Raw genomic sequence first — 26,813 nt, 5'->3', positions numbered from 1 at the left:
TTTCCATAAAAAATAATTATGAATGATTTTTTGGATTGCCTATGTTTGCATTGTCGTGAATTATCTATGCAATGGTGCTAAAGAAGTATTAATTAAAAATCTTAAACAATGAAAGCAAAATACATCAACCCTTTTACTGATTTCGGGTTTAAAAAATATTCGGCGAACAAGCCAGCAAGGCTTTGCTCATTGACTTTTAAATGCCCTTTTTGCCCCAAAAACGACAAAGCTGTCGATTTGACTTTCAAAAATACCGGACAATTAGGACAAACCGAAATTGACAGAAAAGCTGTTTATGACATTTACTGCGAAAACGAAAACGGCGAAAAATTCATCGTCGAACTCCAAAAGCCAAACAAAATTTCTTTAAAGAAAGAACCATTTATTATTCCACTTTCCCTATCAGAGAGCAAGCCGAAAAAGGTGAGTGGAATTACAACTTAAAAGCGGTTTATTGTAGTGGTATTTTAGATTTTACCTTTGATGACTATGAAAACGAACCCGAAAAAAGCGAGGTGGTACATACCATCAAACTGAAAAATCAAAACGGAAAAGTTTTTTACGATACGCACTCACTTATATCTACCTCGAAATGCCGAATTTCAAAAGTAAGGAAGAAAACCTAAGCACCCGTTTGGATAAATGGTTGTATTTTATTAAAAATTTAGAGGATTTTCAGGATATTCCGATTTTCAAAAGATGATGTAATTGAAAAGGCTTTTGAAAAAGCTGAGTTGGCGAAATTCAGCCAAACAGAGTTGGACAGCTACGAAAACAGTTTGAAAAGTTATCGCGATTTAAAAAATGTCATTGACACCGCTTTTGATGAGGGAAAGATCGAAGGGAAGATCGAAGGAAAAATTGAAGGAAAGATCGAAGGAAAGGTCGAATTGAGAAATGGAGGAAATGAAGTTGCTAAAAAGCTAAATCAATGGGGCTTTCGACAGACGACATTATCAAACTGACGGGTTGACAAAAATGAAGTCGAAAAGCTATAAAACGGCCTATATCACAAACAACGAAAGTTCAAAACCTAATTTTAGCTAAAGAATAAACAAACAATGAAAGGCAAAATACATCAATCCTCACCGATTTCGGATTTAAAAATATCTTTCTGAACAAGCCGTCTAGCTTTCGTCCATTGACTTTTAAATGCCCCTTTGTCCAAAACGACAAAGTGGTTGATTTGACTTTCAAAATACCGAACAATTAGGACAAACTGAAATTGACAGAAAGCTGCTTTAGACATTTATTGCGAAAAATGAAAACGGCGAAAAATCATCGTCGAACTCCAAAAAGCCAAACAAAATTTCTTTAAAGAAAGAACCTATTATTATTCCACTTTCCTTATCAGAGAGCAGCTTGAAAGAGGGTGAGTGGAATTCACAACTTTAAAGTCGGTTTATTGTATTGGTATTTTAGATTTTACCCTTGATGACTATGAAAACGAACCCGAAAAAGGGAGGTAACAGCATACCATCAAACTGAAAAATCAAACGGAAAGTTTTTACGATAAGCTCACTTATCTGTCCCTGAAAATGCCGAATTTCAAAGGCAAGAAAAACCTACACCGCTTAGATAAATGGTTGTGCTTATTAAAAATTTCGAGGATTTCAGGATATTCCGCTATATTTCAAAGATGATGTAATCTGAAAAGGTTTTTGTGGGCTGAGTTGGCGAAACGTCAGCCAAATAGAGTTGACAAGCACGAAAACAGTTTGAAAAGTTATCGCGATTTAAAAATGTCATTGACTTTCCTGATGAGGGAAAGATCGAAGGAAAGATGGAAGGAAAGGTTGAAGAAAAAATTGAAGTTGCTAAAAAAGCTAAATCAATGGGGCTTTTTCAACAGACGACATTATCAAATTGACGGGTTTGACAAAAAGAAGTGGTCGAAAAGCTATAAAGACGGCATCGCACAACAAAACAACGAAAGTGCAAAAATGTTAATTTTATACCTGTCTAATAGAATAAATAAAATATGAAAGCAAAATACATTAACCCTTTTACTGATTTCGGATTTAAAAATATTCGGCGAACAAGCCGAAAGGCTTTGCTCATTGACTTTTAAATGCCCTTGCTAAAACGACAAAGCTGTTGATTTGACTTTCAAAATACCGAGCAATTAGGGCAAACCGGAAATTGACAGAAAAGCCGTTTATGACATTTACTGCGAAAATGAAAACGGCGAAAAATTCATCGTAGAACTCCAAAAAAGCCAAACAAAATTTCTTTAAAGAAAGAACCATTTATTATTCCACTTTCCCTATCAGAGAGCAAGCCGAAAAAGGTGAGTGGAATTACAACTTAAAAGCGGTTTATTGTATTGGTATTTTAGATTTTACCTTTGATGACTATGAAAACGAACCCGAAAAAAGCGAGGTGGTACATACCATCAAACTGAAAAATCAAAACGGAAAAGTTTTTTACGATAAGCTCACTTATATCTACCTCGAAATGCCGAATTTCAAAAGCAAGGAAGAAAACCTAAGCACCCGTTTAGATAAATGGTTGTATTTTATTAAAAATTTAGAGGATTTTCAGGATATTCCGCAGCTATTTTCAAAAGTTTGAAAAGCTATCGCGATTTAAAAAATGTCATTGACACCGCTTTTGATGAGGGGAAAATGGAGGGAAAAATTGAAGGAAAAATGGAGGGAAAAATTGAGGGAAAAATTGAAGTTGCTAAAAAAGCTAAATCAATGGGGCTTTCGACAGACGACATTATCAAACTGACGGGTTTGACAAAAAATGAAGTCGAAAAGCTATAAAAACGGCATCGCGCAACAAACAACGAAAGTTCAAAAAATGTTAATTTTGTAGCTGTCAAATAGAATAAATGAAACAATGAAAGCAAAATACATCAACTTTTACCGATTTCGGATTTAAAAAATATTCGGCGAACAAGCCAGCAAGGCTTTGCTCATTGACTTTAAATGCCCTTTTTGCCCCAAAACGACAAAGTGGTTGATTTGACTTTCAAAAATACCGAACAATTAGGACAAACCGGGAAATTGACAGAAAAGCTGTTTATGACATTTATTGCGAAAATGAAAACGGCGAAAAATTCATCGTCGAACTCCAAAAAGCCAAACAAAATTTCTTTAAAGAAAGAACCATTTATTATTCCACTTTCCCTATCAGAGAGCAAGCCGAAAGAGGTGAGTGGAATTACAACTTAAAAGCGGTTTATTGTATTGGTATTTTAGATTTTACCTTTGATGACTATGAAAACGAACCCGAAAAAAGACGAGGTGGTGGATACATACCATCAAACTGAAAATCAAAACGGAAAAGTTTTACGATAAGCTCACTATATCTACCTCGAAATGCCGGAATTTCAAAAGTAAGGAAGAAAATCTAAGCACCCGTTTGGATAAATGGTTGCATTTTTATTAAAAATTTAGAGGATTTTCAGGATATTCCGCTATTTTCAAAGATGATGTAATTGAAAAGGCTTTTGAAAAAGCTGAGTTGGCGAAATTCAGCCAAACAGAGTTGGACAGCTATGAAAACAGTTTGAAAAGCTATCGCGATTTAAAAAATGTCATTGACACCGCTTTTGATGAGGGAAAGGTTGAAGGAAACGGTGAAGAAAAAATTGAAGTTGCTAAATAAGCTAAAGCGATGGCGCTTTCAACAGACGATATTATCAAACGGACGGGGTTGACAAAAAAGGAAGTCGAAAAGCGAGAACAACGAAAGTGCAAAAATGTTAATTTTATACCTGTCTAATAGAATAAATAAAATATGAAAGCAAATACATCAACCCTTTTACTGATTTCGGATTTAAAAAAATATTCGGCGAACAAGCCAGGCTTGCTCATTGACTTTTAAATGCCCTTTTGCTAAAACGACAAAGCTGTTGATTTGACTTTCAAAAATACCGAACAATTAGGACAAACCGAAATTGACAGAAAAGCCGTTTATGACATTTACTGCGAAAATGAAAACGGCGAAAAATTCATCGTAGAACTCCAAAAAGCCAAACAAAATTTCTTTAAAGAAAGAACCATTTATTATTCCACTGTCCCTATCAGAGAGCAAGCCGAAAAAAGGTGAGTGGAATTACAACTAAAAGCGGTTTATTGTATTGGTATTTTAGATTTTACATTTGATGACTATGAAAACGAACCCGAAAAAGCGAGGTGGTACATACCATCAAACTGAAAAATCAAAACGGAAAGTTTTACGATAAGCTCACTTATATCTACCTCGAAATGCCGAATTTCAAAAGCAAGGAAGAAAACCTAAGCACCCGTTTAGATAAATGGTTGTATTTTATTAAAAATTTAGAGGATTTTCAGGATATTCCGGGCTATTTTCAAAGATGATGTAATTGAAAAGGCTTTTGAAAAGGCTGAGTTGGCGAAATTCAGCCAAATAGAGTTGGACAGCTACGAAAACAGTTTGAAAAGTTATCGCGATTTAAAAATGTCATTGACACCGCTTTTGATGAGGGAAAGATCGAAGGAAAGATGGAAGGAAAGGTTGAAGAAAAATTGAAGTTGCTAAAAAGCTAAATCAATGGGGCTTTCAACAGACGACATTATCAAACTGACGGGTTTGACAAAAATGAAGTCGAAAAGCTATAAAGACGGCATCGCACAACAAACAACGAAAGTGCAAAAAATGTTAATTTTATACCTGTCTAATAGAATAAATAAAATATGAAAGCAAAATACATCAACCCTTTTACTGATTTCGGATTTAAAAAAATATTCGGCGAACAAGCCAGCAAGGCTTTGCTCATTGACTTTTTAAATGCCCTTTTGCCCCAAAACGACAAAGCTGTTGATTTGACTTTCAAAAATACCGAGCAATTAGGGCAAACCGAAATTGACAGAAAAGCTGTTTATGACATTTACTGCGAAAATGAAAACGGCGAAAAATTCATCGTCGAACTCCAAAAAGCCAAACAAAATTTCTTTAAAGAAAGAACCATTTATTATTCCACTTTCCCTATCAGAGAGCAAGCCGAAAAAGGTGAGTGGAATTACAACTTAAAAGCGGTTTATTGTATTGGTATTTTAGATTTTACCTTTGATGACTATGAAAACGAACCCGAAAAAGCGAGGTGGTACATACCATCAAACTGAAAAATCAAAAAACGGAAAAGTTTTTATGATAAGCTCACTTATATCTACCTCGAAATGCCGAATTTCAAAAGCAAGGAAGAAAATCTAAGCACCAGTTTGGATAAATGGTTGTATTTTATTAAAAATTTAGAGGATTTTCAGGATATTCCGCTATTTTCAAAGATGATGTAATTGAAAAGGCTTTTGAAAAGCTGAGTTGGCGAAATTCAGCCAAACAGAGTTGGACAGCTATGAAAACAGTTTGAAAAGCTATCGCGATTTAAAAAATGTTATTGACACCGCTTTTGATGAGGGAAAGGTTGAAGGAAAAATTGAGGGAAAGATTGAGGGAAAGGTTGAAGGAAAGATTGAAGGAAAAATTGAAGTTGCTAAAAAAGCTAAATCAATGGGGCTTTCGACAGACGATATTATCAAACTGACGGGTTTGACAAAAAATGAAGTCGAAAAGCTATAAAACGGCATCGCACCCGAAAAGTTATCGCAAAACCCTTAGTAGCTTATTTTAGAAAAAAACACACTATGAACAAACGAGAATTTATAAAAAGAATATTTTGGGGATTAACAGGAACAAGTCTTTTCGGTGGTTTGTATGCTTGGCAAATTGAGCCGCTATGGTTGGAGTTTGTGAAAGTAAAAATGCCGATTAAGAACTTGCCCAAAGATTTAGTCGGTAAAACTCTTATGCAAATAAGCGATATTCATATCGGAAGGAGATTTGACTATCATTTTATCATTGATTCTTTTACGAAAGCAAAAAAATTGAACCCCGATTTTGTTGTATATACAGGAGACTATATAAGCACCCATAAAGACGAAGTTCAATATGCGAGTTTAGAAGAAGTATTGAGCAATGCAGTTAAAGGAAAAATTGGAACTATCGGCATTTTGGGTAATCACGACTACGGACGAAATTGGTCACAAAATGCAGTGGCAGACAAAATTTCGGAAATGCTCCTTCGTAACGGCATTTCAGTATTAAGAAACGAAAGCACAGCATTAAAGGGATTAAATTTTATCGGCTTAGACGACTTCTGGGGACTCAACTTCAATCCCGAAAAAGCGATGAATAATTTTGACCCCTCCCAAGCAAACATTGTATTGTGTCATAATCCTGACGTTTGCGACTTAGATGTTTGGGGCAACTACAATAGCTGGATATTGTCAGGGCATACACACGGCGGACAAGTGAAGCCGCCCTTTCTGCCACCGCCGATGCTTCCCGTAAAAAAACAAAAAGTATTCCGCAGGGCAATTTGAGTTAAGCAACGACAGAAAATTGTATATCAACAGAGCATTGGGGCATTTGTGGCAAGTGAGATTCAACGTAAGACCTGAAATAACCATATTTGAGCTGCAAAACGGATAAAAAGCGTGGCTACTGAAAAGGTTCTTTGCACCAAAAAAATTAATACATAAAAATGTACAACAAACTATTTAGCCAACTTTTGACAAAATAAAATCTGCCAGCAACTTTTCATTTTCAGCGAACCTACCCACCAAAAATCAACACGTTCTTTCTGACGACTCATTTTCATAATAACCAAAAAAAATGATATTATATAAAAATCATTGAATAAGTGCCTTACAAAGCAACTAAAAGTGGAAAAATCAATCTATAATTGAAATAGCCATATTACTAACACTGTGCAGACCAACAAAAATATACCATATTATTTGACGGCAGCAGGGCTTTTTATTTTGCTGAAATTTACTTTACGCTTGCTGATAATGACAACCTGATTTTTCTGCTCAAACCAACTGACACACTTGTCGGGTTACTGACCGGCTCGCATTCTGTTTATCTTGCAGACAAGGGATTTTATCACGACCAACTCAATATCCTTATTGACAAATCCTGTTCGGGGTTTAATTACTGGGTTTTATGCTTTCTTGTTTTTACCTATCCGGTAGTAAAATACCTTGATAAACCCTTGCAAAAAACGCTAAGTATTCCGGGTGTTTTTGTTGGTGCTTATTTGCTGACAATTTTTGTAAACACTTCACGGATAACTGCTTCTGTGGTTGTTCAAACTCAGGCGGAAAAATTTTTACCTGTAAAACTACACTCAATTATTCACGAAGCAGTGGGCATCATTATCAACTTTTCATTTCTTATTTTGGCTTATTATCTGACAGAAAACCTTTTAAAACACAAACAACACCATGCGAAACTTACTTAATCCGAAATGGCTTTTCATCATCAACACGCTACCTATTGTAGTGCTGTTTATTCTTTTCTTTGGGCAGTTCAATATTATCAAAACATTATTAGACGAAAATACTATCCAACTTTGGAAATATTTTGGATTGGCATTGGGAATTTTGGGCTTGTTGAATTTTGCTTATGCCGTTTATCTTACATTCAAAAAGCAGAATATTTCTGCTTGGTATTGCTTTGTCGCCCTGTTTTGTTATATTTCATTTATTTATTTATTTAATATTTTTTTCTCAGAAATAATTCCGTTTAGTGTTCCGCGATGGATGATTTCGGGGAATATTTTCATTTACGTTGGCACATTTTAATGCCGACACTTGCCTATTCATTATTTGTTTTGGTTGTGTACTTTACACCTGAAACGAAAGATCACAGAGCCTGGGTAAATTTTTTAATTGCAATGAGTGTCCCTGTTGCGGGTTATTTATTCCCTCTAATCATACTTCCATTACGGCGATTGATCAGTGAGGAATTTATTGTTTTTAATATTTATGCTATGCTGCTGCTGCCAATTATTGCCGCCTTGGTTTTTTTTTTCTTAGTTAGAAGCGTTTTTATTCTTGCAACAAAAAAGGCGGCTATTTGGCAGAAATATCAATTAGCTTGGAAAATTCCCATTGCCATTGTACTTCCGTTGATAGGTTTATTGGTAAACAGCGGGCATTTGTTTAGTGGGTTTAGAGGTTTTATTGAAGGGGTTTTTGGGGACTTTAATAATTCTTGGTTTTATGTTCTTGCCATTGTCAATGGTATTTTGGTTTGCTTACCAAATCTTGACAACAAAATTTACCGACTTCTTTTATTCATCGGAAGAAGCATAACTTTTGCTTATACATTCTATTTCTTTTTGGTGTTTCTGCCATTTCTGCCTTTATCAGTTGTTGCCATCATTGCTATTGGCGCAGGTTTTTTAATGCTTGCACCTTTGTTGCTTTTCGTTGTTCATATCAGCGAGCTTTCGGAGGATTTTCAGTATTTGAAAACCTTTTTTTCAACAAAACAAACTTTCGGAATTTTCTTGATGGGATTTTTGGTAATTCCTGCCCTTATCACTGCAACTTACCTGAAAGACAAAAGCGTTTTGAACGAAACCCTTGCTTATTTATACAGTCCCGATTATTCAAAACAATACAACATAAAAAAAACATCGCTTCAAAAAACACTTAATGTCGTAAAAGGTCATAATACCGGCGGTTTTTTTGGCAGTCGGCAACCTTATTTGTCGGCTTATTTTAATTGGTTGGTGTTAGACAACCTCACATTATCCGACACAAAAATCAATTATATTGAAAAAATATTTTTCGGCAACGCTTCTTCTATTAAAATAATACCCGAAAACATTCGGAACGACAACGTAAAAATTACAAATATAAAATCAAACAGCACTTACGACAAATCCCAAAACGCTTGGAAAAGTTGGGTTGATTTAGAGATAAGCAACAAAAATGAAAACGCTTGGACTTCGGAGTATTCCACAACTATTGATTTGCCGGAGGGCTGCTGGATTAGCGATTATTATTTGTATGTCGGAGACAGAAAAGAGTTTGGTATTTTAGCAGAGAAAAAGTCGGCAATGTGGGTATTTTCAAATATCAGAAATGAAAGAAAAGATCCGGGCATTTTGCATTATATCACAGGTAATAAAGTTGCTTTCAGGGTTTTTCCCTTTACAAAAGATGAAGTGCGGAAAACAGGAATTGAGTTTTTGCACAAAGAACCGATTGAACTAACGATTGACAACAACATTGTTGAATTAGGCAATACAGAAGAAACCACCAACGAAAAAACAGAAACCGAAAATATCATTTACGTTTCAACCCAACAAAAACAAACACTCAAAACCGTTCAGCGCAAACCGTATTTTCATTTTTTAGTTGATGTTTCAAAAGACAAAAACAAGTATTTAGCCGATTTTAAAAACCGAATAGCAACTATTTTAGAAAGCAATCAACTGCCGACTAAAAACGTACAAATCAGTTTTGTAAACAGTTATGTAAATACTTTTCCGTTAGGCGATAATTGGGAGCAAAACTTGCAGGCACAAACTTTTGAGGGTGGCTTTTATTTAGAAAGAGCGATAAACACCACATTGTTTAATGCGTACAAAAATAAAAACGAATTTTACCCCGTAATTGTAGTAGTTACAGACAGTATTAAAAATGCTATTATGGACAAAGATTTTTCCGACTTCAAATTTGCGTTTCCAGAGAGCAATTATTTTTTCAATCTTGATAACAACGGAAATTTGATACCTCATTCTTTGGGTGAAAATCCAAAAGCAGAACGTGAAGTAAAATTTGAATGTATGTTTTGCGAAACAGTTTTGGAATACCAACTTGCCGACAATTCAATCGTTTATTTGCCGGATGATAATGAGCCAAGTATCATTTTAAAGAAAGACGTTTTTGAAACAACAGAAGCAGAAATCAAAGAAAAGAATTGGCAATCTGCTTTGACATTGCAAGCAAAATGGACTTCGCAAATTTTGCACCCTGAAACCTCAGAAAAGGAATGGCTTAATTTGGTGAAATATAGTTTTGTTTCAAAAGTAATGACACCCTTAACTTCTTATTTAGTGGTAGAAAATGAAGCACAAAAAGCCATTTTGAAAAAGAAACAAGAACAGGTTTTGTCAGGCAACAAATCATTAGACCTTGACGAAGACACACGACGAATGAGCGAACCGACTTGGTGGATTTTGGCAATTTTATTCGGGTTGATAATTTGGTACAAACAGGGGCGAAAACAAGCGTGGAGGTATAGATAAAATACGGCTGACGAGAAGAAGGGTACGCAATATCAAATAAAAAAACAAAATACTTGATACCGATTACAAAAAAGCCCTTCAAACTTTTTTATAAAAAAGTTTGAAGGGGCTTTGAAAAATAAATGCGCTGCTATATTTGAAAATATAATTACAGTTTTAAACCATAGCGAACATAATGCAGCGGATCCAAACGGCGCAAATTGAGCGTAAAAGTAATGCGCTCCATAAAAGAATAATCGTTGGCATTATACACATCTTGAATACTTTGCGAGTAAATAAGCGGCACATGTATCTGTAAATGCTCTTTGAACAAAGACACACTCACACCCGCTTCATAGATGCTTTTGTTTTCGGTTGTTTCTTCGCCGCTGCTGGTGGTGGTGCTTTGCGGGTACATTCCCACGTTGGCGAATATTTTTAAAAAGGGCAAAGCCACAAAGGGAATATCGCTCGTTGCGCCGATTGCCGCCACCCACTTATCGTTGCGCCCCACCGGAGTTGCCGTTCTGAAACCCGCCGTGCGGTCGCTCACCTGATTGCGCCATAGCCCGTCCCACTCGTTGCGCCCAATGTACAAATCGTCCATTAAATAATCGTAGCGGCTAAGTCCCGAAAAATCCAACTGCCGAAACAAGCCCTGTTTGGCTTCATTGCCCGCAAAAGCGGTAAACGTATCGTTTTGCAAATATCCTCCCACATAAGCGTGTAGTTTCAGTCCTCTTTTTTTGTTGTAATTGATAAAATAATCCGCTTTCAGATGAGATAATACATATTCTTTGCCCTGCTCTATGCGCACCTGATAACCAAAAGGGCGAATAGCCCTCGCATTGCGGTGCCGATAAGAAAGTGCAATAACCTGCTGCTCGTCAAAATAGTTGAGCGGATAAGTTCTGTATTTGCCACTGTCGGCAGGAGCGAGATTGACATCACCGGAGCGCATATAGTAGTATTCCAGCAAAAAGGTGCGGCTCACTTTGCTGCGTGCGTTTTTGTTTTTCAAAGCCACCTCCACAAAAGGTTTTACTTTGTAATAAGTAATATCCTTCGTATAGCTCGGCGATATACCCAAGTTGCCTTCGGAATAAGTGCCGTAAGCAAAAGACTGAGCCTGCACCCCCACACGCCAGTATTTTACAGGAGACTGCTGCGGCAAACGGGTATAAAAAATATTGGCAAAACCCGTCAATGATTTTGTTTCAGGAGCATACATCGGGCTGAAAGTAAATTCAAGCGGTTTATTGGGCAAAAGGCTGTTGTAGAAACTAATGCCGAACATTGTTTTATTGTGCGTATTGAAACCCAACAAAGGCAGCCAAAACAGTTGAGTGCGGTCGTCGCGCCCCACGCTGCCCACTGCTTTCAGTTTCAAAGGCTCCAAGCGCGGAAAAAGTGCGCCCAAACGATAATGGTTGTTGCTGCGTTTGCTTTCGGCGAGTGTATGCGAAGCATCAATGGTATATTGGTCGTAATCGCCCGAAGGAAACAATACCGCATTTCGCCATAGAAAACCATCGTAAGGCAAAGTAGTTCGATTTTGCCGTCTTTGACAGCCGAAATACTGAAAGGAGCAGCAACATGATGCGCCTTATTGAGCAAAGTAATTTCGTCAAAAGTATCCTTACCAATGCTTTTGGCTTCGCGTTTTACCTTTTTAAAAGCATAATCCACCGGCTCTGTGGTTTTGATATGTTCATCAAAAAACCAGTCGAGATTTTTTTTGCTGTCGTTTTCAAAAATCGCTCTTAAATCTTCGGGATAAGGATGTCCGAAATGCCACACATCGTAATAATGGTGCATCATGGCATCAAATTTTTTTGTTCCGATGTTTTTTTCCAAAGTCTTGAAAATCAGGGCAGTTTTCATATACACCACCAATCCGTAGTTGGTGGGGTCGTAGTTGGCGGCGTGTAGGTCAATGGCTTGCGCTTCATTTTTATACAATTTGATATTGTTGCCGATTTCGTGAATATCGCGCATTTTCAAATGGTCGGGTGTTTTTAATATTTTACCCAAATTTCCCATATTTAAAGTCCCCGCCATATTTTCTTTATCGCTGTATTTTTCATCAAAATATCGATTTTCGTAGTAGGAGTTCATTCCTTCGTCCATCCAGGCGTGTTCGCGCTCATTGCTGCCGAGCAAACCATAAAACCAATTATGCCCCACTTCATGCACAATAACGCGCTCCAAACTCATCGCCGAGCCTGATTTTCCGATAACGGTAATCATCGGATATTCCATACCTGCCCCCGCACTCAAAGCACTTTGTACGGCGGTGGCGTGGCTGTAAGGATATTCGCCTACTTTTTCCGAATAAAATTCAACGGCTTCTTTTACATACTCCGCCCCACGCAGCCACAGGTTGGCTTCAAGGTTGGTAAACATTGCCCAAGCCGCCACTTTTTTCCAGAAGGCAAAACGGCTTCATCTTTGAGCACATGAAAACGTTTGTCGGCAAACCACGCAAAGTCGTGCACATTATCTTGTATATAGTGGAGGGTTTTGGTGCTACCCGCCGAAGCCGGAAAATCGGTGCTACTGTCAAAAGAGGTGCGAGCGGCGGTTGTTGCCGCCAAATCTTCTAAAAACTTCACCTCATCGGCGTTTTGGAGTTCGCCGGTTGCGCCCACCACATAATTGGACGGCAGTGTGATTTTTACATCAAAACTGCCGTATTCGCTGTAAAATTCGCCTTGGTCTAAGTAGGGCATGGCGTGCCAGCCTTTGTGGTCATATACGGCGGGTTTCGGGTACCATTGTGTCATTTGATACGATTGTCCCACATGTCCCAATCGCGACACACTTTCGGGGATTTTCAGAGAAAAAGGCGTTTCTATAAAAGTAGTTTGCCCACTCAACAGCGGTTGCGGCAGCCACACTTTGCAAATATCGGGGTGGGTGGCATCGATTTCGTAGCGAGCCGCCGTTCCGTTGATAGTAAAACTCAAATTATCCACGCCGCCGCGCTGCGAAGGAGGCAGGTAATAAAATTCGGTAGAGCCGCCTTCAAGTTCCTGTTGTGCATAAGCGGTACGCAAACTTTTGTAGGCATTGGGCCACAAATGAAAATAAATATAAGTGAGCGTATCGGGAGAGTTGTTATGGTAACGCAATTTGAGGTGAGCGTCTAAAGTATGCTGTTCATCGTTGAGGGCGCAGCGTATTTCGTAGTTCACTTCTTGCTGAAAATAAGCAGAAGGGCGACCTTTCGGTGTTGTTTGTTGTGCCGATAGCGATTGGAATAAAAAAGCACTTAAACAAACTGCAAAGGTCAGTATTCTTGAATAAAACGGATACATAAAAAAGCCGTAATTTTTTTGCAAAGATATAAAAACTCAATAAAGGGAAGGCGCATATCGGGCATTGTACAAATTTTATCATAGTTTATGCCAATAAAATTGCGCTGCTGTATATCCAAATGGCAACAAATAAAGGTTTTTATATGTTAAAATAAGACTAAGACGAATTAAATATTTTTAAGTCAAAAATTTTATATCAAAAAAAACTAATTTTGCGCATCTAAAAATCAAGGTTATTACATAAATATGAAGTTATCACAATTTAATTTTGAATTACCTAAAGAGCTGATTGCACAATATCCTGCCGAAGCCCGCGATGGGGCTAAGTTGATGGTAGTAAATCGTGCCAAACAAACCATAGAGCATAAAACCTTTAAAGATATTATTCAGTATTTTGATGAAGGGGATATTGTAATAGCCAATAATACGAAAGTGTTTCCGGCGCGTTTGTATGGAAAAAAAGAAAAAACAGGCGCAAAAATCGAGGTTTTTTTGTTGCGCGAACTCAATAAAGACTCGCGCCTGTGGGACGTGTTGGTGGATCCGGCGCGAAAAATACGGGTGGGCAACAAACTGTATTTCGGGGAAGATGACGAAATTGTGGCAGAAGTAGTGGACAATACCACCTCGCGTGGGCGCACCATTCGCTTTTTGTATGAAGGCGATAGCATCGAATTTCGCCGCCAATTGGAAATATTAGGTCACACGCCTTTGCCCAAATACATCAAACGCAAAGATGAAGACAGCGACAAAGAACGCTATCAAACTATTTTTGCTTCGCAAGTGGGCGCAGTGGCAGCACCTACGGCGGGGCTGCATTTCAGCCGCGAACTCCTCACCCGTTTTGATATTAAAGGTGTTGATTTTTTACAACTAACCTTGCATGTCGGTTTGGGTACTTTCCGTTCTATTGATGTAGAAGATTTATCCAAGCACAAAATGGACGCTGAGTATTTCAATATACCCGAAGACATAGCCAAGCGCGTGAATAAAGCCAAAGAAGAAGGGCGGCACGTGTGTGCGGTGGGTACTACCACGATGCGCAGTTTGGAGTCTTCTGTATCTGCCACAGGGCAACTCAAAGCCGCCGAAGGCTGGACGAATTTATTTGTATATCCGCCTTACGATTTTAAAATAGCAAATTGTATGGTCACAAATTTTCATTTGCCCAAAACCAGCCTGATTATTATGGTATCGGCGTTTGCGGGTTATGATTTGATGATGCAGGCTTATGAAGAAGCTATCAAAAATGAATATCGCTTTTTCAGCTACGGCGATGCCATGCTGATTTTATAAGAAACGTCAAAAAAAAACAGTATTTCACACTACTTACACACTTTGAGCGTGTCGGTAGTGTGAAATATGGAGTTTGTTTTTTTATTTAACGAAGGTAGATTTTTTGCCAGATAGTTGTTTTTTGGTATTTCTGCCGCATTTCCGCTATATATATGCCTTTTGGCAAAGCGGTATGGAGTTGTATGGAGTCGCCGTCAGAAAGGGTCTGCTGCCACACTGCCCTGCCGATATTATCAAAAAGGCGCACCTCACAGGGCGTGGGGCTGTGAAAATAAAGTTCGCCGTTGGCGGGGTTCGGAAAAAAAGAAGGGACTTCGCCACTATCGCTGATGGCAGTACCCAAAGCTACTTCGCTGAACAAAAATTTAAAAGCCCCTTCAAACTCACGCGCCCAAAACCACTCCGAATGTTGCCCATCTGCTTTTACAATACTTTGTGCCTCGTTGCCGTAGCCTTTACTCTGCAACAGTTGGTACATCTGCTGCATATCAGGCACCATATCCTCATCGCCTTCGTTGCCGCCGCAGAGCATAAAAATCCGCGTATCCAAATTGTGTTGAGCAGTATCGGCGAGTTGAAAGATATTGTCGGAGAACCAAAAACTCGGCGAAAAAACCCCCGCTTTACCAAACACTTCGGGATATTTTATGGCGGCATAAAAAGAAATCAAACCGCCTAAGGAACTGCCCATCAATGCAGTATTTTCGCGCTGCGGCAGGGTGCGATAATGGTCGTCAATATAAGGTTTTAAAGTATTAACGATAAACTGAATATATTTATCACCATCACCGCCGCCGTAGCTGCTGTGCGGATAAGGTGTATATTCGGCGAGGCGGTTTGTGCCGCCATTATCAATAGCCACCACAATAGCGGTAGCTTCGCCGTTTTGTTCCATTTGTGTCAGCGTTTCATCTACTTCCCATTCTCCGGCAAAAGAAGTAGCCGCATCAAATACATTTTGCCCATCGTGCATATACAACACTGGATAATGGCGATTGAGGTCGGTAGTGTAGTCGGCGGGCAGGTATATCCAAATGCGGCGGTAGCGATTGAGTTGTGGGATATAAAAATCTTCGGCAATGATGCTCACCTGTGCGTTGGCGGTGGAATTGTTGTTGTTGCCGCCCAAATCTTCCCAAGCGGCGATGCTGCTTTCGTAGGTGGCAGTGCCTCCATTGTAGGTGTAGGTGCGATTGGGTAAAAAGCCGCCGCCACTGCTGCCTTCTACTGTTTGCCAAGAGCCGCGCGTAAATTTAAACTCCAAATCAGAAAGTGCAGGCGTGAAAGTAAACGTATAAGAACCGTCCGACTGCGGTGCGAGGATATAGTCGGAGTCGGCGGGATTCCAGCTGTTGAAATTGCCCGCTACATAGATGCTCGCATTGGCGGGCGTATTGGCAGGTATGGAGCTAATATGCAGTGTAAGCTGTGCATTGGCGCGGGGCAGTGCCATAAAAAGCAAAATTCCGAAGCACCGAAACAACGAAAACAGAAAATGTTTCATATTATAAAAAGAGTTGTATGTTTACAAACATACGAAGGATATTGGTTATAACCTGCAAATTGTGATTAGATTTTAAAAAGTCGTGTCATTCGATTTTGATATTTAAAAATATACAAAATCAAAGTTAAAAATCATTAGACTTCTTTCAAAAGCCAATTTTACGAAGAATATTAATAATTCAGACAGCATAATTTTAATAAAATCCGGATTGATTTATATTATTCCTTTTATGGCGATACTTTCGTATTATTTTTTATTACAAATAATTAAAAATCAATATTTTATAACTAACAAATTGTGCGATTTTATCAATCAAAAGGGAATAGTATAGTTCTATTTATACGTACTCATAAAAACACTTAAGGGGCATTTTTTTACCTTATTTTACATTCCTAACATATACAAGGCAGTTATAATTAAAGCATTTGGAACAACAAAAATATTTGCTTATTTTTGAACGTTGAATGTAAAATTCAATATCTATCGTATTTAATTCAATATTTAATTCAATGAAAACAAAACATCTTTTGCTCGGGGCTTCGCTGTTCTTTTTGCAAATAACGCAAGCCCAACAACCCGCCACCGGACAGTTTATTGAGCGTCCGGGCGGATACTACGTCAATACCATTTTGAAAGACATCTCCGGTTTGCAGGAGCAATCGCAGCCGAGTACCCCAAAATCCAAAAAAGTGTTTAAGGCGGTATTGCAACCCGAACAATATCCTACCAAATTAGACGCTTACAAACAAGTGTGGCACAACAAGCCCATTTCGCAAGGAAATACTGGCACTTGTTGGTGTTTTTCTACTACTTCTTTTTATGAAAGTGAAATAAAAAGATTGTCAGGCAAAGAAATAAAATTGTCGGAATTGTATCCTGTGTATTGGGAATATGTAGAGCGGGCACGTTTGTTTGTGCAAAAACGTGGCGAAGTGTATTTGGGCGAGGGCAGCGAAACCAACGCCGTAGCCAAATTGTACAAAAAATACGGTGCTGTTCCTACCGAAGCCTATTCGGGCAAATCCAACGACCAACAACGCTTCCACAACCACGAGCCAATGTTTGCCGAATTTGAAAACTATCTCAAAGGCATCAAAGCCGCCAATGCGTGGAACGAAGCGGAAGTAGTTGCCACAGTGCAAAGTATCCTAAATCATTATATGGGCGAACCGCCGACTTCATTTACTTACAACGGCAAAAAAACCACGCCGCAGGAGTTTTTGAAAAACGACCTCAAACTCAATATGGACGATTATGTGGATATTATGTCGCTGATGCAAGTACCCTACTGGACAAAAGCCGAATATGATGTGCCGGACAACTGGTGGGACAGCGAAGATTACTACAACGTGCCTTTAACCGATTTTGTGAGTTCAGTAAAAAAAGCCATTGACGAGGGCTATTCGCTCAGTATCGGCGGCGATGTATCGGAGCCGGGTATGGGCAATGAGCCGCAAGTAGCTGTAATTCCTACTTTTGATATTCCTTCGCAATATATAGATGAGAGTGCACGGCAGTATCGTTTTACCAACGGCAGCACCACCGACGACCACGCCATGCATGTAGTGGGCTACACCGAAAAAGACGGCAAAACGTGGTTTTTGCTCAAAGATTCCAGTTCCGGCTCGCGCAATTGCGGCGAAACCTGCTCCACTTTCGGCTATTATTTTATGCACGAAGATTTTGTAAAACTCAAAATGATGACTTTCACGGCGCACAAAGATGCCGTAAAAACATTATTGAATAAAGTGCGTTAAAAAAGAACAGGAATACTGCATTTTATAATGATCGGTATTCGTTGAAAATTTACAATTTTTCAAACAAAAGGCGATGCGTCTTTGCAACACAGCAAACGTATCGCCTTTTTTATTTTCAGTAAGTGTTTTGGTTTTTGACAAAGAAAGATACAGGAAAGTTTGAGTTATTAAAAATATTGGATTAATACCAAATAAATATCTAAATGACATAGTGTATAAAGTCTGCTATTCTGTAATGATGTGGGCTGATATTGTTACTAATATCAGCCAATACAAATGAAAATTGAGGCTGTAAAACAACTATGCCAAATAGCTATTTTAATGGTATAAGGGTCACTAATACTAAAATCAGATAAAGTATGCCTATAAAACCAATAAGCACATTTAAAAAGTAAGGCGAGCAATATCTTCCTTTATATTTTTCTTTGCGGCTCTGCGGTTAGTAGCTTTTTTCACCGCTAAGACACTAAGTCGCAAAGTTCTTTTTTATGAAACTTGTAAATCTGCCTGATAAGTACGCAGCAATTAAATTATTCCTTTTATGACGATATTTTCGTATTGTTTTTTTATTGCAAATAATTAAAATCAATATTTTATAACTAACAAATTGTGCGATTTTATCAATCAAAAGGGAATATTTTAGTATAAAATAGCAACTAAGGTGTCATTGAGCCTGCCGAAATACCGAGTAACCTTGTGAAATATTTCGGCAATGGCAACACAAAAACGCATTTTTTGCTCAGGCAAGCCCAATTTTTCAATGAACAAACAGCACTTTTTGAAGTATTTTTTTGTGTAAAAAATGTTCATTTAAAATTACGTTCAAAATTAATGATTTTATGTGAAAAATAAAATCATTATTCCAAACCTCTTTTTTCAATTTCTGAGGATTTCGATATTTCCTTCGGCACTGAGGCGCACGATGCGCGAAGGCAAACCCCGCGGCTCATAATATGCCGACAAATCCGAAACGGTATAATCCACCTGCTTGCGGAGAGCCGCGCTGAGGTCGGCGAAATGAACGGCGGCAGGCTCGCCACTGAAATTGGCAGAGGTAGAAACCAAAGGCGCATCAATCGCCGCTATCAGCTGCTCACAAAAAGGGTGGCGCGCCATACGAATGCCCAAAGAACCGTCTGCCGCTAAAAGATGGTGCGGCAAATGACGAATATGCGGATATATAATAGTAGTAGGCGGCGCATCGGGGTGCAACAATGCCTCTGCCTGCGGCGGCACCGCCCCCACATATCGCAACAGCATCTCGCGCGAGTGCATCAACACCAATAGCGGCTTATTGGCATCACGTCCTTTGATATGATAAATACGCTGAATAGCGGCAGCATTGGTGGCAGCACAGCCCAAACCCCAAACGGTTTCGGTGGGATACAACAAAATACCGCCACTTTGCACTACTATTTGCGCCGCCGCCACTTCTTGTGCCAATATATTGTTTATCATCAAATGTTTTACGTTTTTTTTATAAAAAATTAATTTATAAAAAAGTGATTATCAATAAAATAAATAACAAACAATATTTTTCTATTAAAATGCCAATCCGATAGTAAATGAGGTAGTATAATCCAAAAATTCGAGTTCGCTGGCAGTAGTGAGTGTGCTGGGTTGCCAAATGGTTTGTTTAAAATTTTCATACGTCACCTCAAACTCTGCACCCAAACGCAAAATTTTCAAAAAACGAATATTTGCTCCCAATACCAAGCCTGCTCCGGCAAAAAACCATCATCTTTTAATTGTGCAATAGAATTATCTATATTACTTTTGATACTTTCGTCGCCTTTGAGCGTAAGCGGAACTATAAAACCCGGATAGAGTGTCACTGTTTCGCTTAAAGGAAAATGTTTTTCAATACCGATGATGCCAATAAAATCTTTGCGCTCCGAATCGTAGTCGGTGTTAAGTTGGTCGGCAACCCGAAATTTTACATTATCTGCTCCTACCCCAAAACGCAAAGCCCAATGGTTGGCGTTGAACAAACGTAAATTCAGGCTCACCGACGAACTTCCTTCATAGGTAACATCGGCTACGTTGGCATCGCTTTGCACTTTATCAATAGAAAAAGCACTGATATTGCCAGTAAGACTGAAGTGGTTTTGTGCCCGTAAATTCGCGCTGTTGAGCAACAAAAAGCAAAAAATAAAAATGCAGGTACGTCTCATATCTATAAAATTTTTTTATACCCTTGACCCTGACCGAAACCCAAAAGTTTAAAACAAAGGACAAAAATATACGGAAGTGTAGTTTTAACGCAAATATCCGCGACAAAATTATATATTTATACCAACTCAACAGGCAACATTTTATAAATATTATGTATCTTGTAAGCATCTGTCTGCTTTTACTTTTTCTGTATGGATGAAAAAATGCTCGTACAATCTTGTTTACAAAACAACGAACAAAGTTTAAAAACTTTGTATGAGCGGTATTGTAAAAAATGATGGTGGTATGCCTGCGATATACGCGCAGCCGTGCCGATGCCGAAGATGTATTGCAGGAAGGTTTTATTAAAGTTTTTGACCATTTGTCGCAATTCCGCGGCGAAGGCTCTTTAGAGGGCTGGATACGGCGCATTATGATAACGGCGGCTCTCAAAAAATATCAGAGATTTTATTACCAAAAAGAAATAAACTCTTTGGAAGATGTGCCTTTTGAACCCACACAAAGTGGCGGCGATGTGGTTTCTTTGCTCTCCCTGCAAGAGTTATTGGCTCTTATACAACGACTGCCCGATGGCTACCGTATGGTTTTTAATTTATTTGTGATAGAAGGATATTCGCACGATGAAATCGCCAAAATGCTCCACATCGAAGCCGGAACTTCGCGCTCACAACTCAATAAGGCTCGCCGCCTGCTGCAACAATGGATACTCACCGAACAAAAAATAGCTTTATGACACATAAAGATTCTTTTGATAAAATATGGCACGACCGCTTTCAAGAAGTCGAAACCGAAGTGCCCCACGATATGTGGCAACGTATTAACGACAATCGTAAAAAACAACAACCCAAAAGAGGTTTGTGGAAATTCGGTGTTTTGGCTCTGCTCATCACCGCCGGAAGTTTGGGTATGTGGAGCTACGAACACCACCAAAACTCCACTGCCAAAAGCCTCCCCGAAACAACTGCTGTTTCGGAACATAGTGTTGCTGTGTCAAATGACCACACCACCATCACACCACCACAAAAAAGCACAGTTGCTATTGAGCCGCCTGCTGCAACAACGGCAGTAACCGCATCAATAGAAAAAACATCTGCTATAACGAAGCCAACAGCGATAGTACTCTCAACTGCGGCTGCGCCACACCACCGCAAGCACATACAACAACATAGAGCAGCAGCCATTGCTACGCCGCCTGCCACTATCGCAAATAGTACCTACAAAACAACGGTAGTTTTCTCAACGGCAAAGTATAATAATAATGAAGAGGCTAACAATATTCACACTATCATCGAATTACCTTTGCTGGCATCTTTGTTGGCAAAGAAATTGGATAATCCGGCGGCGGCAGAGCATTTTTTAACCCTCCCCGACAAAAGAAAAGATGATTTTGGCTGCCCGCAAAATATGGGACACAAAAAATGCAGCCGTTGGGAAGCCGAAGTCGTATTTACGCCGCAATGGGCACAACGCCACCTGAAAAGTGAAGGCACTATTAATAACTACACCGAAACCAACTGGAACAATTATATCGCCGAGCGCAAAAACACCGAAAATCCCGAAATTTCATTCACGGCGGGCTTGCGCGGCGGTTATCGTTTTTGCAATGGTATTTCTTTGCGCACCGGTTTGCTGTTCAGCCAAATTCAGGAAACCTTCCGCTACCAAAAAACAGAAGAAGTATCTGTGACTACGCAAACCACCATTACCATCGTACACCCCGACGGCAGCACCACCGTAGAAGTACACAACCAACAAAGTCAAGTAGAAGGCATCAGAGCCATCACCGCCTACAATAAACACCGCTTTTTGGATATTCCTTTGTTGCTGGGTTATGAAACACAATGGGGCAAATGGACTATCAATGCAGAAGCCGGTTTGTGGTACAATATCGGCTATTGGAATCGCGGCAAAATGCTCAATTTTAATGACAGCTTAACACATGATTTTGATGATTTGAAATATTTTGACTCAAGAGGTTCGCACCTGAGCATATCCTTGGGTGCGCAGTTGCAACGCCCTTTACGAAAAAACCTGCTATGGTATGTAGAACCCTTATTGCGTCATCAATTATATTCTATCAACAACAATGGACGCAATCCAATATATCAGAATTATTCCTTCTTTGGAATAGGAGGCGGTATTAAAATGAATTTTTAAAAAATTTTTCAATAACTTTTTTATTAAAAAGCAACATTCCAGCTACTTGTTGTCTCTTATCTACAAGCCCTGAAAATAAAAAAATTGGTCAAGTCGCCATTTACTACCGACACTAATACAAAAATATTAAATTATGTATAAATTATTTATAATCAACATATTATCTCTCATTTTTATTCTATCATCGTGCCGAAAAGACAGCGATACTTTCACATTTTTTGAATTGCCGCAAAACAATGATAGCACTGTTTTTTTATATAGTGGCGATATACAAAATGCCTTTAACAGTTTGGGTGTAAAAAAACAAATATTTTCGTGCAACGCCAATGCAGCAGGCTGCATAACCGGCAATCAGATGACCAGAATTTGTTATGATGCCGATGATTTTGTAAAAGAGGACGGTAACGTGGTTACAGGTGAATTTGAAATAGAATTGATGGAAATTTACAGCCGCGCCGATATGATAATGAGCAATAAACCTACGGTTTCCAATGGACAAATATTGGTTTCGGGCGGCGAGTTGCATATTGCCGCTACTCAAAACGGGCAAGCCCTGCAATTGCGTGCCGGTGCTACTTTAGAAATATCAGCTCCCCAAAAAAACAATAGCTTTGAACCCTTTCAGGTATTTTACGGCGAAACTTTGCCCAACGGCACTGTTAATTGGGATTTGGCAGCAGATAATCCGCCGGTACAAACGGCAGAATTTCAGACAAATGAATATGATTGGCTCATCGCCTATGCCTTTGATTGCCCGAATTTGGGTTGGGTAAATTTGGATTATTTTTATTATCAGGTAGGCTATACCAATTTGACGGATATGAAAATATATGTTCCCGATTCTTGTACTTTGAGCAATACCGCTTTGTTTTTGGTATTCAAAAATTATAATTCTGTATCTCATTTACCCAATTTTTCACCCGAACAACATTATTTCGGCACAGGCGACGGAGCTTATCGTGTGCCGGTGGGCGAAGCAATTACGCTGGTGGCTGTTGCAGAATTTACCGAAGATAATTTTTATGCAGCTTTTAAAGATATTGTTGTTCAAAACAACCACACCGATACCCTGATCTTTGAGCCTTTCCCGCTTTCGCAATTAAAAACAAAATTAGAAGCAGATTTCGGAAACTAAGTATTGATTGATTTGCAGAAGAAAAAAGCCTGAAAAATACTTTCAGGCTTTTTTTATGTGTAAATTTGTAATTTACGGCGTGTCTTTATAAAAAAAGGCACATAAAAGCATCTATTTTTTTCAATAAAAAGCAAAAAGCATTCATCGTATTTTTATCCGCCATGCATTTATATCTGCCCACTTTTGATTTTCAAACAAAAATAATTGAGCAAAAAAATTATGTATATGACATAGTGCGGCGCAAATATGTGGTGGCACTACCCGAAGAAATGGTGCGTCAAAGCTGGATTCATTTTTTGGTGCAGGAGCGTGGTGTTCCCAAATCGCTCATCAATGTAGAAAAAGAATTGCGTGTGCTCGGTATGCGCCGCCGCACAGATTTGGTAGTATTCAACCGCCGTGCCGCACCTTTGGCGATAGTAGAGTGCAAAGCTCCACAATTGCCTATTACGCAAGCCGTTTTTGAACAGATTGCTCGCTACAACCTCACCCTGCAAGTGCCTTTTTTAATTGTAAGCAACGGCTTACGTCATTTTTGTTGCCATATCCACTTGGCGGCGGGCACTTTTGAATATCTGCCCGATGTGCCTCATTTTGATACCATGCAAACATTGAAATAATGTACCGAATATATTCAAATGCAAACAAAAAAATGTTTGCTTCATTTTTTTATGCCTCCTATAAATACTGCTATCTTTGCCGCCGATTTATAAATATATTCAGCCGCATCATTTTTTTTATTACAGATAGCTTATGCCTTTTATTGAAACTTGCCTCTCCCCTGCCCTTATCCATTCTTATTTCCTGCCGCAAAAAAATGTCGTCATTATTGATATTTTGCGTGCCACTTCTACTATCGTCACTGTGCTGGCAGAAGGCGGCAGTGCCGTATTGCCCGTGAGCAGCATTGAAGAATGCCGACAGCAACAAGCCGCCGGATATACCACTGCCGCCGAGCGCGATGGCTCTAAAGTAGCAGGTTTTGATTTCGGCAACTCGCCTTTGGAATATCGCAACAGCAATACAAAAGGGTTGCGTTTGGCTCTTTCTTCTACCAACGGCACACAATGCGTAGAACTTTCAAAAGCCGCACACGGTATCTATTGTGGTGCTTTTCTCAATCTCTCCGCCCTCGCCCTGCATTTGGCACAGCAACAACACGATGTGCTGCTCCTGTGCGCCGGCTGGAAAAACGCGGTAAATGCCGAAGACACCCTCTTTGCCGGTGCACTTGCACAAGCAATTATATCGCAAAATCCTCAATTTCAACGACACCCCCACTGCGACAGCACCCTCATTGCACTCCAATTGTGGCAGCAACTAAATTTTGGAGCATTGATACGGCAATCTTCGCATTTTCACCGTTTGGCACAGACAGAAGTGCGCGCCGACCTCGATTTTTGCCTTCAATGCGATGTATATACCAGTGTTCCGGTGTATGAAGGCGGCGTTTTTGTGGCGGCGGCACCTACTTTTTAAATAAAATATTTCGGTAAAATTTTTAATTTTCCAAACGTTAAAAAATTTATAACTTTGATGTTTTCATGTAGCAGCGAGCTTTTGCTGCTCGCTCCTGCTCTTTTTTTATCCAAAAAATAAAAAGGACACAACGCAAAAAAAACCATTCATAGTACTATATGTCTTCTAAAAAAATTTTTGTCAGCTCCGAAATCGGACATTTGCGCCGTTTGCTCATTCACAGCCCTGATGGCGGTATTGGAAAAATCATACCCGCCAAAGCACAAGACTGGCTGTATGAGGATATTGTGGATTTGATACGCATGCAAGAAGAGTACGATGTATATAAAAAATTATTGCTGGCGTATTTAGACCCTGACGTACTCAAACGTTGGTTTGCTAAAGAAAAAGAAGACCCTCACGAAAACGAACTCTATTTCAGCCACGAAAGCCGTCCTGCATTTTCCAATCCTGCCAGTTCTACTTTTTTGGACTCGGATAAGGTGGTGGAAGTGCAGAAACTTTTGAGTAAAATATTGGAAAATGATGCTGTGCGCAACCAGATTGTATCTATTGTGTGCGGAGCAGAGCGCATTGAACATACCATTCAACAACGCCTCCTCAATGCAGATAAAGAATGGTTGGAATATTTTGAAGAAGTGACACCAAACCAGTTGGCGCAGGTGCTGATAAGCGGCTTCGTGAAATGGAAATTTAATGAAAAAGGCAAAAAACTCAGCCTCAAAAAACGTTTGGAAGAAATGCGTTATTTTGATGCCTGGGTGAACAAAGAAGACCAAGAGCAATGGTCGGAGGGCAAGCATATCGAACGCCAGCTATTTCCGCCCATTCCCAATTTTATATTCACGCGCGATATTTGTATCGTAGTCAATGACCATTTGTTGCTATCCAAGCTCAACAAAAGCGTGCGCCAGCGCGAAAGCATCATTATCAAATACATCGCTTATTACCATTTTTATAAAAATTCGTGGGAAAAAGTGATTGAATTGCCCGAAGACGACCGCTTCTTTTTGTATGACGAAGAAGAATTTCAGCAAAATATCGTCACCATCGAAGGCGGCGATGTGATGATGGTGCACCCCGACCATTTGTTGGTGGGTTGCAGCGAACGCACTACGCCCAACGCCGTCAATAAATTAGTAAAAAAACTCATCGGCGACGATATCGTCAAAAAAGTAACCGCCATCATCATTCCGTCACAGCGCGAAACGATGCACATTGACACGGTTTTTACACAAATAAAACGCAATGCTTGGGTAATATATGGACCCTTCTCCAGCAAATTCAGCGACAGCTACGAGGGTTCGTTGGTACCCACTTTGTTGGACGAGCAAGCCCGCAAAGAATATGAAGATGATGATGTGCGCATTGTGCATTTTTGGAAAGATGAAGAAAGCGGCGACATCAAAAGCCATGAGGATTTTCCGTATATAGAAGACCTCTTTGAACACATCAGCCGCGAAGATTTTGGCTGCACCGAACCGATGGAACTCATCTACTGCGGCGGCTTGAAATATCCGGCGGGGCTGCGCGAGCAATGGACAGATGCCTGCAATATGGTGGCACTGCGAGAGGGCTTGGTGATAGGATACGACCGTAACCACGAAACCGCCCGACAATTTCAGAAATTCGGCTATGCCATTATCCATGCTTCGGAGTTGGTGAATTTGTTAAAAGCCGAATACCTCCAAAATCCCGACTTTGATATAGAGCAAAAACTCAACGAATTAGTGCCCAAAAATGCACTTTTGCTCCTGCCCTCTTCGGAATTGTCAAGAGCACGCGGCGGCTCGCATTGTATGAGTATGCCTTTGCTCAGAGATATGCTGCTCTAAAATTGTCGCCCTAAATTTTATTTTCCCGATTAAAAAAACTCCTTAGCACACCAGCCGCTGCTAAGGAGTTTTTTTTACGGATTGAAGCAAATACT

The 26,813-nt window shown here is 39.4% G+C and carries 17 protein-coding genes and 7 pseudogenes; 18 read left to right on the top strand and 6 right to left on the bottom strand.

All coding sequences use genetic code 11. From position 1 onward, the window contains the following. The first annotated feature begins 108 nt into the window (after positions 1-108). The 10 genes and pseudogenes from IPL35_13420 (at position 109) to IPL35_13375 (ending at position 10,081) form a co-directional block, all read left to right on the top strand. Positions 109-965 (top strand): annotated as a pseudogene (locus IPL35_13420) (PD-(D/E)XK nuclease family transposase). Between the two features lie 112 nt (positions 966-1,077). Continuing rightward, positions 1,078-1,950: pseudogene (locus IPL35_13415) on the top strand (Rpn family recombination-promoting nuclease/putative transposase). A gap of 31 nt (positions 1,951-1,981) precedes the next feature. Further along, positions 1,982-2,771: pseudogene (locus IPL35_13410) on the top strand (Rpn family recombination-promoting nuclease/putative transposase). A gap of 76 nt (positions 2,772-2,847) precedes the next feature. Further along, a pseudogene (locus IPL35_13405) lies at positions 2,848-3,735 on the top strand (Rpn family recombination-promoting nuclease/putative transposase). 8 nt (positions 3,736-3,743) lie between these two features. Next, a pseudogene (locus IPL35_13400) lies at positions 3,744-4,674 on the top strand (PD-(D/E)XK nuclease family transposase). Beyond that, positions 4,671-5,553: pseudogene (locus tag IPL35_13395) on the top strand (PD-(D/E)XK nuclease family transposase). Before IPL35_13400 ends, IPL35_13395 begins: the two co-directional pseudogenes overlap by 4 nt. Before the next feature lie 65 nt (positions 5,554-5,618). After that, a pseudogene (locus IPL35_13390) lies at positions 5,619-6,465 on the top strand (metallophosphoesterase). Between the two features lie 301 nt (positions 6,466-6,766). Further along, entirely contained in the window at positions 6,767-7,279 is a 513-nt protein-coding gene (gene xrtK / locus IPL35_13385) for an exosortase K (protein MBK8444340.1), read from the top strand. Continuing rightward, the gene (locus IPL35_13380; protein ID MBK8444339.1) at positions 7,263-7,622 is read left to right on the top strand and encodes a hypothetical protein; all 360 of its coding nucleotides are present in this window, start codon (positions 7,263-7,265) and stop codon (positions 7,620-7,622) included. Before xrtK ends, IPL35_13380 begins: the two co-directional genes overlap by 17 nt. After that, positions 7,622-10,081, top strand: coding sequence for an MSEP-CTERM sorting domain-containing protein (locus IPL35_13375; GenBank protein MBK8444338.1), 2,460 nt, complete (start codon positions 7,622-7,624; stop codon positions 10,079-10,081). The genes IPL35_13380 and IPL35_13375 overlap by 1 nt, the downstream gene beginning before the upstream one ends. Positions 10,082-11,446: 1,365 nt before the next feature. Here IPL35_13375 and IPL35_13370 read toward each other — a convergent pair. Further along, positions 11,447-12,481, bottom strand: coding sequence for a hypothetical protein (locus IPL35_13370; protein ID MBK8444337.1), 1,035 nt, complete (start codon positions 12,479-12,481; stop codon positions 11,447-11,449). Continuing rightward, positions 12,415-13,380, bottom strand: coding sequence for a hypothetical protein (locus IPL35_13365; GenBank protein ID MBK8444336.1), 966 nt, complete (start codon positions 13,378-13,380; stop codon positions 12,415-12,417). Before IPL35_13365 ends, IPL35_13370 begins: the two co-directional genes overlap by 67 nt. 246 nt (positions 13,381-13,626) lie before the next feature. On the opposite strand from IPL35_13365, the gene queA reads away from it, so the two are divergent. Beyond that, positions 13,627-14,676 (top strand): tRNA preQ1(34) S-adenosylmethionine ribosyltransferase-isomerase QueA, encoded by a 1,050-nt coding sequence (gene queA / locus IPL35_13360; protein MBK8444335.1) that lies wholly within the window; start codon positions 13,627-13,629, stop codon positions 14,674-14,676. An 85-nt stretch (positions 14,677-14,761) separates the two neighbouring features. Here the strand turns inward: queA and IPL35_13355 are convergent, their stop codons facing one another. After that, a complete protein-coding gene (locus IPL35_13355) occupies positions 14,762-16,180 on the bottom strand; it encodes a T9SS type A sorting domain-containing protein (protein ID MBK8444334.1) in 1,419 nt (472 codons plus the stop codon). Positions 16,181-16,689: 509 nt separating this feature from the next. Here IPL35_13355 and IPL35_13350 point away from each other — a divergent pair. Then, positions 16,690-17,937 (top strand): peptidase C1, encoded by a 1,248-nt coding sequence (locus IPL35_13350; protein ID MBK8444333.1) that lies wholly within the window; start codon positions 16,690-16,692, stop codon positions 17,935-17,937. Positions 17,938-18,813: 876 nt separating this feature from the next. On the opposite strand, the gene IPL35_13345 is transcribed toward IPL35_13350, so the two are convergent. The 3 genes from IPL35_13345 to IPL35_13335 form a co-directional block, all read right to left on the bottom strand. Then, the gene (locus IPL35_13345; GenBank protein ID MBK8444332.1) at positions 18,814-19,395 is read right to left on the bottom strand and encodes a threonylcarbamoyl-AMP synthase; all 582 of its coding nucleotides are present in this window, start codon (positions 19,393-19,395) and stop codon (positions 18,814-18,816) included. 84 nt (positions 19,396-19,479) lie between these two features. Then, positions 19,480-19,626, bottom strand: a complete 147-nt coding sequence (locus IPL35_13340) for a hypothetical protein (protein MBK8444331.1) — start codon at positions 19,624-19,626, stop codon at positions 19,480-19,482. Further along, entirely contained in the window at positions 19,623-20,111 is a 489-nt protein-coding gene (locus IPL35_13335) for a hypothetical protein (protein ID MBK8444330.1), read from the bottom strand. Before IPL35_13335 ends, IPL35_13340 begins: the two co-directional genes overlap by 4 nt. A 275-nt stretch (positions 20,112-20,386) precedes the next feature. Here IPL35_13335 and IPL35_13330 point away from each other — a divergent pair, with 275 nt between their 5' ends. The 6 genes from IPL35_13330 to IPL35_13305 all read left to right on the top strand — a co-directional run bounded on the left by IPL35_13330 (position 20,387) and on the right by IPL35_13305 (position 26,718). Next, the gene (locus tag IPL35_13330) at positions 20,387-20,845 is read left to right on the top strand and encodes a sigma-70 family RNA polymerase sigma factor (protein MBK8444329.1); all 459 of its coding nucleotides are present in this window, start codon (positions 20,387-20,389) and stop codon (positions 20,843-20,845) included. Then, complete coding sequence (locus IPL35_13325; GenBank protein MBK8444328.1) at positions 20,842-22,269, top strand: hypothetical protein; 1,428 nt, start codon at positions 20,842-20,844, stop codon at positions 22,267-22,269. The genes IPL35_13330 and IPL35_13325 overlap by 4 nt, the downstream gene beginning before the upstream one ends. A 133-nt stretch (positions 22,270-22,402) precedes the next feature. Further along, positions 22,403-23,404, top strand: coding sequence for a hypothetical protein (locus IPL35_13320; GenBank protein ID MBK8444327.1), 1,002 nt, complete (start codon positions 22,403-22,405; stop codon positions 23,402-23,404). Between the two features lie 161 nt (positions 23,405-23,565). Continuing rightward, positions 23,566-24,024, top strand: coding sequence for a type I restriction enzyme HsdR N-terminal domain-containing protein (locus IPL35_13315; protein ID MBK8444326.1), 459 nt, complete (start codon positions 23,566-23,568; stop codon positions 24,022-24,024). 133 nt (positions 24,025-24,157) lie between these two features. Then, positions 24,158-24,883, top strand: a complete 726-nt coding sequence (locus tag IPL35_13310; GenBank protein ID MBK8444325.1) for a 2-phosphosulfolactate phosphatase — start codon at positions 24,158-24,160, stop codon at positions 24,881-24,883. 158 nt (positions 24,884-25,041) lie between these two features. Continuing rightward, complete coding sequence (locus IPL35_13305; GenBank protein ID MBK8444324.1) at positions 25,042-26,718, top strand: amidinotransferase; 1,677 nt, start codon at positions 25,042-25,044, stop codon at positions 26,716-26,718. Positions 26,719-26,813: the final 95 nt, after the last annotated feature.

This window comes from Sphingobacteriales bacterium (assembly GCA_016711285.1).
In the GTDB taxonomy this organism is placed as follows: Bacteria; Bacteroidota; Bacteroidia; order Chitinophagales; family UBA2359; genus JADJTG01.
The sequence above is the reverse complement of the archived record's forward strand: the minus strand, read 5'-3'. Positions and strand labels throughout refer to the sequence as shown.

Bases quoted from the DNA above. Each gene is read 5' to 3' on its own strand.
- IPL35_13380 (MBK8444339.1), top strand. From the start codon at position 7,263: ATGCGAAACTTACTTAATCCGAAATGGCTTTTCATCATCAACACGCTA.
- IPL35_13375 (MBK8444338.1), top strand. From the start codon at position 7,622: ATGCCGACACTTGCCTATTCATTATTTGTTTTGGTTGTGTACTTTACA.
- IPL35_13365 (MBK8444336.1), bottom strand. From the start codon at position 13,380: ATGTATCCGTTTTATTCAAGAATACTGACCTTTGCAGTTTGTTTAAGT.
- queA (MBK8444335.1), top strand. From the start codon at position 13,627: ATGAAGTTATCACAATTTAATTTTGAATTACCTAAAGAGCTGATTGCA.
- IPL35_13355 (MBK8444334.1), bottom strand. From the start codon at position 16,180: ATGAAACATTTTCTGTTTTCGTTGTTTCGGTGCTTCGGAATTTTGCTT.
- IPL35_13350 (MBK8444333.1), top strand. From the start codon at position 16,690: ATGAAAACAAAACATCTTTTGCTCGGGGCTTCGCTGTTCTTTTTGCAA.
- IPL35_13345 (MBK8444332.1), bottom strand. From the start codon at position 19,395: ATGATAAACAATATATTGGCACAAGAAGTGGCGGCGGCGCAAATAGTA.
- IPL35_13335 (MBK8444330.1), bottom strand. From the start codon at position 20,111: ATGAGACGTACCTGCATTTTTATTTTTTGCTTTTTGTTGCTCAACAGC.
- IPL35_13330 (MBK8444329.1), top strand. From the start codon at position 20,387: ATGATGGTGGTATGCCTGCGATATACGCGCAGCCGTGCCGATGCCGAA.
- IPL35_13325 (MBK8444328.1), top strand. From the start codon at position 20,842: ATGACACATAAAGATTCTTTTGATAAAATATGGCACGACCGCTTTCAA.
- IPL35_13320 (MBK8444327.1), top strand. From the start codon at position 22,403: ATGTATAAATTATTTATAATCAACATATTATCTCTCATTTTTATTCTA.
- IPL35_13315 (MBK8444326.1), top strand. From the start codon at position 23,566: ATGCATTTATATCTGCCCACTTTTGATTTTCAAACAAAAATAATTGAG.
- IPL35_13310 (MBK8444325.1), top strand. From the start codon at position 24,158: ATGCCTTTTATTGAAACTTGCCTCTCCCCTGCCCTTATCCATTCTTAT.
- IPL35_13305 (MBK8444324.1), top strand. From the start codon at position 25,042: ATGTCTTCTAAAAAAATTTTTGTCAGCTCCGAAATCGGACATTTGCGC.